The following is an 11,748-nucleotide window of genomic DNA, read 5'->3' as shown; positions in this document are numbered from 1 at the left end:
TCCCATGGGAACCAGGCTCCTGGGTTACTCTAGACAGCATAGTCTAGAAGAAGGGAAGGTCAGTTTCTCATGGTGAACAAGATTCGTACCACCCACGTTGGCTCGTTGCCTCGCACGAAGGAGCTGCTGGAGGCTAACCTCGAGCGCTCTGCCGGCACCATCTCCGATGCGAAGTTCCACGACATTCTGGAGCGCTCCGTAGTGGACGTCGTCAAGCGCCAGATTGACCTCGGCATCGACATCATCAACGAGGGCGAATACGGTCACGTCACCTCCGACGCCGTGGACTACGGTGCGTGGTGGAACTACTCCTTTACCCGCCTGGGTGGTTTGACCATGACGGATAAGGACCGCTGGGAAATCGGTGACAAGGTTCGTTCCGAGCCGGGTAAGATTCGCCTTTCCTCGATGAAGGATCGCCGCGACCGTGCGCTGTTTTCCGAGGCCTACAATGACCCGGATTCGGGCATCTTTACCGGCCGCAAGAAGGTAGCCAACCCGGAGTTCACTGGTCCGGTGACCTACATCGGCCAGGAGCAGGTGGAGGCTGACGTCAAGTTGCTTGCCGACGCCCTCCCCGAAGGCACCGAGGGCTTCGTCGCCGCCCTGTCCCCGGGTGCTGCGGCACGTCTTCCCAACAAGTACTACGATGACGAGTCTGAGCTCGTTCGCGCCTGTGGTGAGGCGCTCAAGGTCGAGTACAAGGCCATCACTGATGCGGATCTGACCGTGCAGTTCGATGCGCCGGACTTGGCGGAGGCATGGGACTCCGTGGTGCCGGAGCCGACGGTCGAGGACTTCCAGGCATTCCTGCACGAACGTATTGAGATACTCAACGAGTCCATTAAGGACATCCCGCGTGAGCAGACCCGCCTGCACATTTGCTGGGGTTCTTGGCATGGTCCGCACGTCACGGACATTCCGTTCGAGGACATCATCGAGGAGATTCTGCAGGCCAAGGTCGGTGGATTCTCCTTCGAAGGTGCTTCGCCGCGCCATGCTCACGAGTGGCGCGTGTGGAAGAATCACACGCTGCCGGAGGGAACTGTCATCTACCCAGGTGTGGTGTCGCATTCCACGAATGCTGTGGAGCACCCGCGTGTGGTCGCTGACCGCATCATCCAGTTTGCTGAGCTCGTGGGCCCGGAAAACGTTATTGCCTCGACCGACTGTGGCCTGGGCGGCCGCCTGCACCACCAGATTGCGTGGGCCAAGCTCCAGTCCCTCGTTGAGGGAGCAGAGATTGCGACGAAGGAACTGTTTTAAGTTCTCGTCTCATCGGTCCTGACGGGCCAAAACGAAGGAGGCGCTGCGGAGAAAATCTCGCAGCGCCTCCTTTACTATCCCCATTGGAGCGGGATTAGTCTTCGGCCTTCTCGACTTCTTCCTTCTTCTTGGAGTTATCCCAGTAGAAGCCCATGCTCTTGAGGAAAGCACGCAGACCATTCAGGATGGAAGGATCGAACTCAGCCGCGAGGACGAGAACTCGAATACCCACGGAGAGCAATGCCAGAGCACCGCCAACCCAGGCGTAAATCTCCTTGGATTTCTCCGTTGGGCGTGCAGACTGAACGAATTCGGGCATTTCGTCCCAATCCTTCTGCAGCTTCGCTTCCTTTTCTTCCTCAACGCAATCCGGGGTGTCCGGCATGCCGGAGGAGCCATAGCCGTTGAGCACACCGTTGGCCAGCTCTTGTGGGCCCATGAACGACGAACCTGCGGTGCCATCAGCGACGGCAGCCTCGTGGTCCTTACGCGCTTGGTTGACCTGGTCGGCACACTCCTGAGAGAGATCCTTGGTGCTGGTATGGCCAACATTCAGAGAACTTCCCAGAGCTTTGGAAGAGTCCTTTGCCGGCTCCTGCGCGGCCTCCTCGGCAGCCTTCTCCTCGGATACGTCTTTAGCAGCCTTCTCCTCGGAAGCTTCCTCGGAGGCGTCCTGCGTGGCGGACTCCGGGGAGGCCGAGTCAGCCACGGTTGAGGTGGCTGTCGCGGTCGAGCTGGCTGACGCAGAGGAATCATCAGCAGCGGCCAGTGGGGTGACCAGCGCCATGGTCGTGGCACAGATGGCGACGAGGGAGGTGGAAAGACGCATATCGAGGGTTCTCCTTGGGAAGGGAAAGGACAGGTGTGAAAGGGCTTCTTGGAAAAAGCTCACTTCAATGTAGCAGCCCTTCCCGCGGGGTGGATAGGGCTTAGAGGAACTTCTCCAACTGAGCGCGCAGCGGAGCTGGTGCAAGGCTCAGGACAGTCTCGCGGATACCCGGGACGCGCAGCACACCAATGGTGGCGGCCAGCGCAGCAATGACGCCGATGACGGAACCAGCGATGATGCCGCCGGAGACGCTGCTGGAGCTCTTGTCTGCAGAGCCCTTGCCGTCCTTACCGGCATCGTTGCCTGGCTTCTTCGGAGTGTCCTGCTCGTCCTTGTCCTTGTCTTTATCCGTGTCCTTGCCGTCGCCCTGGTCGGCGTCTTCGTCTTCCTCGGCGGCGAGGAGGTCCTCAACGGAGTACACGGTGGTGGTGCCGGAGACCTCGTTGCCCACGACGAGCAGGTACTCACCAGTGGGGGAGTCCTTCTTGTCGACGAAGGCGAAGCCCTCTGGGCCAAGGTCGCCAGCATCGGCGTACTCATCGGTGGAGAAGTCACGGTTATTGACGTAGGTGACGAAGGAAGCGTTGGCCGGGTCGGTGACATCGTAGACGAAGATGCCACCTACGCGCTCCGCACCGATGAAAGCGTAGGTCCGCTCGCCGACGGTACCAACGACGAGTGCCTCCGGCTCGGGGCCCTTGTTGTCGGAGCGGTCATCGAACTCTGCTTCTTCGTTGTCAGCGTTGTGGTGGAAGATACCTGGCTCGTTGAGCTCAGCGGTGATCTGCTCAAACTCAGCGCCGGAGTCAAAGACAACGTTGCCCTCAGCGTCGTAGATGCTGAAGGAGCGGGAGCCGTAGGAGTACAGCTCGTCGAAGCAGCCCTTCTCCTCATTCCAGCCGGACGCATTGGTGAGCTTCAGGTTGCCGGCGCGCTTTTTGTCGGCGAGGTCGTCCGCGGAGACATCGCCAAGCGTGCCCTCGCACACCTTGCCCTCCTCGATGAGGTCCTTAAGCTCTACCTCATCGGTGTAAACACCGGAGCCGCCATCCTTTTCCTTCACGCCCCACTCGCGGGCATCGCCTTCGTTAGCGGTGGCGAAGTAGGTCTGGCCGCCGGTAGTAAAAGCACCGACGGAGTCCGGCATGGAGAGGCCCTTCACCGGGATGGTGCGCAGCTCAGCCTTGCCATCCTTATTGGACGGGTCGAGCGGAGTCTTGCTGTGGTCAGCAACGTGGGCTGGGACAATCTTTTCGACGGTGGCGGACTCGATATCGACGATGGCAATGGCATTGGCCTCCTGCAGCGACACAAAAGCCTTGCCGTTCTGGGAAGAGATGTACTCCGGCTCGAAGTCGATGGACGGCTTGGAGTCATGGCCGGAGGGGCCGAAGACACGCACGCCTTCGGGGAGCTCCTGGTCATCGAAGGCCGTGAAATCCGCGATACGGGCGTCGGCCTCGGAGGGAGCAGTAACATCCTTCGGCAGCGTGATGACGGATACTGAGCCGTCCGGGTCGGTCACGTAATCGGTGCCCTCGGCGTTGAGCTCGTCGGACGGCTCGCCCTCGTTGGCCACCAGCGCGTAACCACCGTCAGCGGTGATGTGAGCGTTATCCGGCAGAGCGCCTACCTCAACCCGGCCGAGCTCTGCAGAATTCAGGTTCTCCGCTGCGGCGTTGAAGAACAGAGCTTCACCGTTCTCAGTCTTGTCTTCCTGCTGAACGGCGGCGACAGCCAGGCCGTCCGGGCGCACGGCCACGGAGTTAATTTCCTTGCCGTCACCAGCAGAGATAGAGCCGATGTGCTGTAGATTGGTCGGGTCGGCGGCATCGATAACATCAATCTGGCCGGCGTGGGCATTGACGGTCAGAATGCGCTTGGATGCTGGGTGGAAGGCCACGATCTCCGCAGCGGACTCTTCATACACGCCGGATTCATAAGTGCCGATAGGGCTGACCTTGAGGCTAGCGTTAGCCGCAGAGTGCACGTGGACATTGTCCACAATCTTGGCGGACGCTGCCGGAACGGCCAAGCTTACGCTGGTGGCGGTAGCAACACACAGGGCAAGCGCGCGGCGAGAGAAAGAGCGAGACATAGAAGAACTCCTAGCGTTGAGACGACAAAGATTCCGCACCACCGTACGTGTCACACCGTCCCCATTCGGAGAACAGAGAGTAACGACAGGAGAAGATTTGAGTAAACCTTTGGTGAATCGGTCGAATGCTAGGTAATGCATGCGGGGCACTCTGTAGAGCGTAGAATGAGCCAGCATGACACGTACCCCGGAAGACTTCGAGCCAGTCCACGCCTCCGACATCCAGTTGGCCCAATCGCGGATTAGCTCGGAGATTGCTCCGACCCCACTGCAATACTGCCCACGCCTGTCCCAGGAGACCGGCTACGAGGTCTATCTCAAGCGGGAGGACCTCCAGGATGTGCGCTCGTACAAGATCCGCGGCGCCATTTATGGAATGTCCAACCTTGGTGACAAGGAGCGCGCGCAGGGCATCGTGACGGCGTCGGCAGGCAATCATGCTCAAGGCGTCGCCTATGCCTGCCGGACCATGGGAATTCAAGGCAAGATTTTTGTCCCAGAACCCACGCCGAAGCAGAAGCGTGACCGCATCCTCGTTCACGGCGGGGACTTCGTGGAGCTCGTTGTCACCGGAGCCAATTTTGATGAGGCGGCGGCCGCTGCACATGCTGATGCCGCCGAGCGTGGAGCATTCTTCATCGAGCCTTTTGACGCCCGCGATACTGTCATTGGTCAAGGTACCGTGGCCGCCGAAATTGTGGCGCAGCTGTCCTCATTGGGCAAGGCCCTCGACACCGTCATCGTCCCCGTGGGCGGAGGAGGACTCATCTCTGGGATCACGTCCTACCTTGCCGACATGGCCCCGCGCACAGCGGTGGTGGGGATTGAGCCGGCCGGGGCGGCGTCGTTAAGCGCTGCTTTCGACGCTGGCGAACCAGTGACGCTGGAGACCGTTGACCCCTTCGTCGATGGCGCTGCGGTGAAGCGAATTGGTGACGTACCTTTCAAGATTCTGGAGGCCAACCAGGGGCGTTTGCACTGGGATAATGTGTCTGAAGGTGCGGTGTGCACGGAGCAGCTGGCCTTGTATCAGAACGAAGGCATCATTGCGGAGCCCGCCGGTGCGTTGAGTGTGACGGGTTTGCGATCCCTGAAATTGCAGCCGGGGTCGACTGTCGTGTGTGTGATTTCCGGCGGAAATAACGATGTGTTGCGCTACGCCGAAATCATGGAGCGCTCCCTCGTGCACCGAGGTCTGAAGCACTACTTCCTGGTGAACTTCCCACAGGAGCCAGGTCAGCTACGCCACTTCCTCCAAGACGTGCTAGGGCCAGAGGACGACATCACGCTGTTCGAGTACCTCAAGCGCAATAACCGCGAAACCGGTGCCGCGCTCGTGGGTATTGAGCTGGGAGCCGCCTCCGGCATTGATGGTTTGTTGCGCAGAATGACAGACTCTAAGCTGCACTGCCAGCAGCTTAAGCCTGGTACTCCTGAGTACGACTTCCTCGTCGCATGATGCTGGAAAGCTATCAGCGCCCCATTGCCGGCGAGCTCTATGAGCATGAGATTGAGATCAAGCGCTCCCGCTTCATTACCCTCATCGGCCGCGTGACTAACGAAGAGGAAGCACGCGCGTTCATTGACGCTGCCCGGGACCGCTTCCCCGACGCCCGCCACCACTGCTCGGCGTACATCTACCACGTCGATGCCGCGAACCCAGTGGAGCGCTCCTCTGACGATGGTGAGCCCTCCGGCACCGCGGGCAAACCCATGCTGGACGTTCTCAAAGGGTCCGGGATGCTGGACATCTGCGCGGTCGTGGTGCGCTACTTCGGAGGTATCAAGCTGGGCGCGGGCGGTTTGGTCCACGCTTATGGCGGCGCTGTGAGTGAGACGATGGAACACGTCGAGCGCGCTACCCGCGCTTTGCGTGAGCTCTACACGCTGGAGGTCTCCCATGCTGATGCCGGCCGCTTGGAGGCGGACCTGCGCAACCGCGGCGTGGACATTGTCGATACTGCCTACGGCCAAGCGGTTACCTTTACTGTGTCCGTCGCCCCGGGTGGCGAGGAAGAGCTCACGGCCACACTGGCCGCCTTGACCCAAGGTGAGGTTGCTCCAAAGGAAGCCGGCACCGCCTGGGTGGAGCTTTCGCACTAGCGCGCTCGTAGTTCCGCGCTCGTAGTTCCTCGCACGACATGGTTGCCTTGTAGAATTGGCAGCATGACTATGCAGCGACGCCCTAATAACCCCATTGAAAAGCGGAAGCAGGCTGTACGCACGCACGCTCGCAACGGCGCTATTGCTGTCGTGGGTGGCATCGGCGGCGGCATCCTGCTGGGCTGGGCGCTTACTGGGTTCTGGACGTGGATGGCCATTGGCCTCGTCGTCGCCGTGGTCGGTGGCGTCTACAACTGGGTAAAGATCCAGAAGATCGTCAACGAAAACCACAACCTTTAAGAGCCGTATGGTCAACCAGCCCGACGGGCGCCCAGTACGCATTGATGCCTGGGTCTGGTCCGTCCGTATGTTCAAGACCCGCTCGGAGGCCGCCACCGCAGTGCGCGCTGGGCACGTCAAACTCAACGGCAACGCCACCAAGCCCGCCCAGCAGGTTGTCCCCGGCGACCGCGTACGCGTGTGGCGTAACCACCACGAGCATGACCTCGAGGTCCTTGCCACCGTTTCTAAGCGCGTCGGCGCGCCCGTGGCGCGAACTTGCTATATCGATCACGCGCCACCACCACCACCGAAGGAGTTTCTCCCCTCCGTCCCCGTCCGTGCCCGGGGCACCGGCCGCCCCACGAAGAAGGAGCGCCGGCAGATGGATAAGTTCCGCGGCGGTTTCCGTTAGTGCGCGCCGGTCTGGTGCACCTTGCCACGCAGGGGGGGGGAGTTAGCGGTGGTTGATGCAGGAAAGGAGGTCCTCCAGCTCTGTGGAGTTGGCCTCTTTTTCTCCCGGATTCCTCGGGGTGCCGTTTAGAATCTCCTGCACGCGCGTTGACTCGTCTGACAATGGAGCAGCACAGGCATGTGCCAGAGAGAGCGAGATATTCTGAGATACAGTCTCCTCAGCGGCCAAGCGGTGGGGAGCGGTGATCGCCCGTTGCCGCATGAGCTGCAGAGCGATGGGAAAGTCGCTGCGGAGCTGTTCTGGGACGTCACGAAAGGACGAATCGGTGACGAGTATCTTGTCCGGCAGTACATCACCGTAGGGTGAGCCCTCCATATAGTGTGTAAGCGATTCCTGCGCGGCTGCAAAATAAGCCTGGTTGGTAGGGAGCCCGCAGACTGTGGGAGCGGTCGCCGTGCACTCCAGGTCTGCAATGCTGGCTGAGTCCAGCCGCTCGTGTTCGCCCATGAGCTCGAAGTTGAAAGCGGCAATGATGGTAGCGACGAAGACCACGACGGCTGCCAGCGCGGCGAGAAACTTGTAGCGAACGCACCCGCCGACTGAAGCCGCTACACAGGACACCGCGCAGAATCGTGCTGTAAGCGCGAATATAAGAGGAATGCTGTCGCGCACGTCGGCCATGATGGTGGCGCTGTCGAGGCCATCGTGGAGACTGCCATACAGTGCCAGCGGCACCGTTACAGCGAGGTACACGGTCATTCCTACAAGCGGCAGAAGCCCTCCGCCTACAGCGCCTAACGCTATCGGTACAGCCTTGCCGCGTGGACTAAAGTAATCCCACTGTGCGCTTCCACTTCGCCACCGCCACTGGCCGACGGTGACACCAACGCCTGCCAGCCACGCCACCATAAACGGCGTGGCGGAGGCTGCTGTATCGAGGAGCATGTACACACTCCCTCCCCAATCGCTTACGGAGGTCCACGCAAAGACCGCGAGGAACAATCCGGTGATGAGTCCCAACAGGACTAGTTTCTGGATGCGGAGCACCCCTCGAAGCCAGTATGCGGCGGGCGGCGCGGCAGAGTCGGCAACAGGGCGCGTGGTCACAGATGACATTGAGATCCAATCGATAGCGTGAGAAGTACTACACACCGTGGTGCGTGGGGCGGGAAACTAGCGCAGGATAAAACGTGGTACTCCCAGTACGATGGCACCAGTGGCGATGAACCAACTTCCGTCGAAGGCGCCGTCTTGCGTGAACAACAGGCCGGGTGATTTGAGCGGCAGCCAGAGGGTTTCCATCGTGGGCAAAGGATAGGACGGTGAAAAGAATAAGGATACGCACCCTACAAGCAGAGGGACCGCCCAGAGGTACAGGTTGGGAAGTACACGCGAAACGATACATGTGCATCCGAGAAGGAAGCTGCAGTCGCGCGCACAGGCCAGCCCGGCATACGGGGCGGTGGTGAAGCCGAAGCACATCACGCTGATGACTCCTATGACTGCAGCAAAGACGAGGAGGAGCATGGACCGCCGTGCCACGAGGGAGCGGGCACGCGTGCGCTCCAGCGCTGATTCTTTTTTCATCGCGATGGTGAGACACGCGCTCGCGGCGATAGCGATAAACAGATGACTATCTTCAATTGTGGCCCCAGGGCGGCTGATGGCCGTCAACACCGCCTTCGCGGTCAGTGCCGTGCATACCGCCGCGATGACGGCGATGGGTAAGTTCTGGAATCGCGCCCACAGCAGCCATCCATAGTGCGGGACGAGCTGCTTGGGGTCTGTTCTTGTCGTCATTGTGCCACCATTGTTCCGCTTATGTAGCCGCGTACGCCGTATAGGCGGACGCGATGGCCTCAGCGGAGTTGCCACCCGGTGTGAGCTCGGAGAGCGAACCGGTGAAGGCCACAGACCCATGCGAAAGAATTGTCACATCCGTGGCTACACTCGCTACATCATCCACAATATGCGTGGTGAGCAGTACCGGAGTTGTCGCCGCGATCGAAGAAACTGCAGTGCACAATTCTTGTCGCTGTATGATGTCGAGCCCCACGGAAGGCTCATCGAGTACGAGGAGCCGCGGGCTACCGAGTAAGGCAGCTGAAATCCCTACTCGCCGCCGTGTGCCACCGGAGAGGTTACGGATCTTGTCGGAGGAATAGTCCTTAAGATGCGTCAATGCGAGTGCTTTCGCAACCTCGGCGCCGGCGGTGCCACGCGGAATTTTATTGAGCCACGCCATATAGTGCAGAAACTCGGCTACCGTAAAAGAGCTTGTGGGGAGATTGTCCTGCGGGAGATACCCCACGTGGAGCTTCCGCTGCCGCGGATCAGCAATCCCGTCAAGCTCAATCGTGCCACCAGCTGTGGGAACCAGTCCGACAATGGCTTTGAGTATGGAGGACTTGCCTGCTCCGTTGGGACCTAAGAGGGCGTGGACGCCGTCAGTCACGTCAAAACTGACGTCGGTTACTACCTGCTTTTTCTTGTAGGCAACGGAAACGTGATTAAGTGACAGCACAGGCTACCTCATACGTGAATGAAAATTAGAGCGCGAAATATTGATGCTCGCGCTATGTGTAAGAACTGTGGCGGGGTTAGCGAACTTCGAACGTTACCCCTCGGTGGTGCTCGATGCCGCATGTTGCGACTGCCTGACGGCCGGCTTCGGTCCATGCGGAAGTCTGATCGGGCCAGTTATTGCAGTCGAGGCGAATACGGAAGTCTCCATCCCCTTGGCTGCAGCTTCCGATAACGCTTTTTCCGTTTACCTCATAGTGACAATCAGAAGGGGAGGCCTGTGCGGCACTGGGACCGAACACCGCCGCCGCAGACAAAATGAGTGGAGGCGTCAAAATAACAGCTAGCTTCTTTATTGATGGATCCTTTCTGAAGGTAGGTAGCAGGGGGGAGACCCCATCTACATGAATAAGGTTCTTCTACTATAAACCATAGTGGAAATAATTGTCAGCAGTTGACTGCGCTATTCTTCGGAAAAGCGGCGTAGCGCCTTGAGGCGTGCGTTCAAGCGGCGCTTGCGGTCGGGGCGGTCACCTGCTTCATATGTGGCGTCGATGTGCTGGGAACCGAACTTGTTGAGCAACAAATCGTCGATAAGCCTGACCTGCCCTGGACGAAAGCGGTAGCGCATAGCGTCGTGCACGTGGGCGATGTCATCATCATCCAAGAGTTGTTTGAGCTGGCTCAAACGGTTGATTCCGTTGCTCTCTAGCAGCTCCGCCAGGAAGCGGTAGTGCTCCGAGCGGGAGCGTGGGAAGCGGTTACCCAGAATGATGGCGAGCACGCCTGGCAGTGTCTCCGCGGTGAGCTCAATGTCCTCATCGGTATCCGTGCTGGGAGCCTTCAGCGCTGCGATTTCATCGAATTGCTGATCCGCGAGCTCAATGAGACCTGCAGCTAGTGTAAAGAGGCGATCGACCTGCGGGGAAGGCGGGTTCGGCCCCTGCTTGTAGCGAATATCGTGCTCAAACTCAGCCCAAGCATGCTGCAGGACAGTGCGGATCTGTACCTCGAAGGTCCACCCCACATAAGGCTCGAGTTCTTCGAGGGCAGCAGCGCTATCTTCAGTGACCGTGAGAACGAGATGGTGGGAGCCGTAGCCGAAACCGCCGGAAATGCGGGTCTCCGCAGCCTTGTCCACTGAGCGCACAACCTTGAAGGTTTCACCCAAAACCTCAATGGTCTCCGGGATGATCGTGGAGTGGAAGACGTTGATGCGCACGCCGAGAACATCGTGGATGTCGTCCCACGGTGCGGGGTACATAAGCTCGCCATTTTCGCGGCGTTTCTTCGCCTTGGCCTTGAGAGAAGGCCACTGCTTGACGCGGGTAGCCACGCGGTCGAAGATAATCCCGGCGTCGTTAAGCAAGTCCTCGATGGCATCGAGGAAGTCTTGTGCCGCAGTGGGGTGTGCGTGAACCCAGGAGTGGTATTGATTGCTCAGGCGAGACATTGGGGATTCGGGCATCGGTAAGAACGCGACTCCTTTCGGCCACGGCAGTGAGGGAAAGGAGGTAGTTCTATACCTCCAAAGGAAAGCCGTTAGCCAATACTAGTGGGCGCAGGCTCAGTGTGGGGCGATGGCGTGGGCGCAGTTCGCCAGCGCGGCCGGCTAACGCGGTTGCTGTGCTGTCAGGAGTATCAGTCAAAGCGAATAGCGTGTGTGCGTCGGGAACGAGGTACGTGATGCGCTGAGCTTGGGTCAGACGGCGAAGGTGATTATCCACAATGACAAACGTTTGTGGGTGCGCCAACCACGCAGAGATAGAGCAGCGGTGAGCACGAACCTCCACGCTGCCGTCAGCACCGGGCAGGCTGTGTTCCGCGGGGCGAGTAAAGAAGCGCAAGCCCTGGTCCGTCAGGGCCCTGCGCTGCAGGTTGAGCGACGAGGCGTCCCATGCCTGGCGAACCGTGAGCCCCATATCGTCGAGCGCACGCTGGCTGACGCGTTTTACCGAAGAACCTTCGCCATGAGTCAACGTCATGGAAAGCGTGCGGGAGAGCTGGATGCTGGCAGGGGAGTCACCAAATCCGTCATCACAGAGTTTCACGCCGCTGAGCTCGTTGCTCGGGCACAGAGACGGTAAAAGGCGGTCAACATCGAGGGCAGAAGGAGCTGCAACGGTCATGGCGTTCTCCGGTAAGGGTAGAGCTTATGTATTTCTTGCCCTTATTGGACTGAACTGCATGCCCGTCGGTTCCCAGCTTCTCAGAAAAATTGTTCGGGGAGCTCAC

12 protein-coding genes are annotated in these 11,748 nt (G+C 59.6%); 5 read left to right on the top strand and 7 right to left on the bottom strand.

The annotated features are described in order from the left end of the window. The first annotated feature begins 69 nt into the window (after positions 1 to 69). Positions 70 to 1,266, top strand: coding sequence for a cobalamin-independent methionine synthase II family protein (locus I6J26_RS02060; protein WP_115022835.1), 1,197 nt, complete (start codon positions 70 to 72; stop codon positions 1,264 to 1,266). 94 nt (positions 1,267 to 1,360) lie between these two features. Here the strand turns inward: I6J26_RS02060 and I6J26_RS02055 are convergent, their stop codons facing one another. Both I6J26_RS02055 and I6J26_RS02050 read right to left on the bottom strand, forming a co-directional pair. After that, the gene (locus I6J26_RS02055; RefSeq protein WP_115022833.1) at positions 1,361 to 2,095 is read right to left on the bottom strand and encodes a hypothetical protein; all 735 of its coding nucleotides are present in this window, start codon (positions 2,093 to 2,095) and stop codon (positions 1,361 to 1,363) included. A 100-nt stretch (positions 2,096 to 2,195) separates the two neighbouring features. Next, the gene (locus tag I6J26_RS02050) at positions 2,196 to 4,193 is read right to left on the bottom strand and encodes a choice-of-anchor I family protein (protein WP_115022831.1); all 1,998 of its coding nucleotides are present in this window, start codon (positions 4,191 to 4,193) and stop codon (positions 2,196 to 2,198) included. 175 nt (positions 4,194 to 4,368) lie between these two features. On the opposite strand from I6J26_RS02050, the gene ilvA reads away from it, so the two are divergent. The 4 genes from ilvA (at position 4,369) to I6J26_RS02030 (ending at position 6,990) form a co-directional block, all read left to right on the top strand. After that, positions 4,369 to 5,652 carry a threonine ammonia-lyase IlvA gene (gene ilvA, locus I6J26_RS02045; protein ID WP_115022829.1) on the top strand — a complete coding sequence of 428 codons (1,284 nt, stop codon included), beginning with the start codon at positions 4,369 to 4,371 and terminating at the stop codon, positions 5,650 to 5,652. Beyond that, the gene (locus tag I6J26_RS02040) at positions 5,652 to 6,296 is read left to right on the top strand and encodes a YigZ family protein (RefSeq protein WP_115024403.1); all 645 of its coding nucleotides are present in this window, start codon (positions 5,652 to 5,654) and stop codon (positions 6,294 to 6,296) included. Before ilvA ends, I6J26_RS02040 begins: the two co-directional genes overlap by 1 nt. A 63-nt stretch (positions 6,297 to 6,359) precedes the next feature. Then, positions 6,360 to 6,596: a hypothetical protein gene (locus tag I6J26_RS02035; protein WP_039676041.1), complete on the top strand. Its 237-nt coding sequence runs from the start codon at positions 6,360 to 6,362 to the stop codon at positions 6,594 to 6,596. 7 nt (positions 6,597 to 6,603) lie between these two features. Then, positions 6,604 to 6,990: an RNA-binding S4 domain-containing protein gene (locus tag I6J26_RS02030; protein WP_115022827.1), complete on the top strand. Its 387-nt coding sequence runs from the start codon at positions 6,604 to 6,606 to the stop codon at positions 6,988 to 6,990. Between the two features lie 42 nt (positions 6,991 to 7,032). Here the strand turns inward: I6J26_RS02030 and I6J26_RS02025 are convergent, their stop codons facing one another. The 5 genes from I6J26_RS02025 to I6J26_RS02005 all read right to left on the bottom strand — a co-directional run bounded on the left by I6J26_RS02025 (position 7,033) and on the right by I6J26_RS02005 (position 11,642). Then, positions 7,033 to 8,097, bottom strand: coding sequence for a hypothetical protein (locus I6J26_RS02025; RefSeq protein WP_147279339.1), 1,065 nt, complete (start codon positions 8,095 to 8,097; stop codon positions 7,033 to 7,035). A 66-nt stretch (positions 8,098 to 8,163) separates the two neighbouring features. After that, positions 8,164 to 8,790 (bottom strand): hypothetical protein, encoded by a 627-nt coding sequence (locus I6J26_RS02020; protein WP_115022823.1) that lies wholly within the window; start codon positions 8,788 to 8,790, stop codon positions 8,164 to 8,166. 19 nt (positions 8,791 to 8,809) lie between these two features. Further along, positions 8,810 to 9,514: an ATP-binding cassette domain-containing protein gene (locus I6J26_RS02015; RefSeq protein ID WP_115022821.1), complete on the bottom strand. Its 705-nt coding sequence runs from the start codon at positions 9,512 to 9,514 to the stop codon at positions 8,810 to 8,812. Between the two features lie 462 nt (positions 9,515 to 9,976). Next, entirely contained in the window at positions 9,977 to 10,981 is a 1,005-nt protein-coding gene (locus I6J26_RS02010; RefSeq protein WP_115022819.1) for a GTP pyrophosphokinase, read from the bottom strand. A gap of 52 nt (positions 10,982 to 11,033) precedes the next feature. Beyond that, positions 11,034 to 11,642, bottom strand: coding sequence for a hypothetical protein (locus I6J26_RS02005; RefSeq protein WP_115022816.1), 609 nt, complete (start codon positions 11,640 to 11,642; stop codon positions 11,034 to 11,036). Between the last annotated feature and the right edge of the window lie 106 nt (positions 11,643 to 11,748).

The sequence above is a fragment of the Corynebacterium minutissimum genome (genome assembly GCF_016889765.1).
Classification (GTDB): Bacteria; Actinomycetota; Actinomycetes; order Mycobacteriales; family Mycobacteriaceae; genus Corynebacterium; species Corynebacterium minutissimum_B.
This window is presented reverse-complemented; position numbering and strand designations above follow the sequence as displayed.

Excerpts from the sequence above, each read along its gene's own strand:
- I6J26_RS02060 (WP_115022835.1), top strand. The coding sequence starts at position 70 with ATGGTGAACAAGATTCGTACCACCCACGTTGGCTCGTTGCCTCGCACG.
- I6J26_RS02055 (WP_115022833.1), bottom strand. The coding sequence starts at position 2,095 with ATGCGTCTTTCCACCTCCCTCGTCGCCATCTGTGCCACGACCATGGCG.
- I6J26_RS02050 (WP_115022831.1), bottom strand. The coding sequence starts at position 4,193 with ATGTCTCGCTCTTTCTCTCGCCGCGCGCTTGCCCTGTGTGTTGCTACC.
- ilvA (WP_115022829.1), top strand. The coding sequence starts at position 4,369 with ATGACACGTACCCCGGAAGACTTCGAGCCAGTCCACGCCTCCGACATC.
- I6J26_RS02040 (WP_115024403.1), top strand. The coding sequence starts at position 5,652 with ATGCTGGAAAGCTATCAGCGCCCCATTGCCGGCGAGCTCTATGAGCAT.
- I6J26_RS02035 (WP_039676041.1), top strand. The coding sequence starts at position 6,360 with ATGACTATGCAGCGACGCCCTAATAACCCCATTGAAAAGCGGAAGCAG.
- I6J26_RS02030 (WP_115022827.1), top strand. The coding sequence starts at position 6,604 with ATGGTCAACCAGCCCGACGGGCGCCCAGTACGCATTGATGCCTGGGTC.
- I6J26_RS02020 (WP_115022823.1), bottom strand. The coding sequence starts at position 8,790 with ATGACGACAAGAACAGACCCCAAGCAGCTCGTCCCGCACTATGGATGG.
- I6J26_RS02010 (WP_115022819.1), bottom strand. The coding sequence starts at position 10,981 with ATGCCCGAATCCCCAATGTCTCGCCTGAGCAATCAATACCACTCCTGG.
- I6J26_RS02005 (WP_115022816.1), bottom strand. The coding sequence starts at position 11,642 with ATGACCGTTGCAGCTCCTTCTGCCCTCGATGTTGACCGCCTTTTACCG.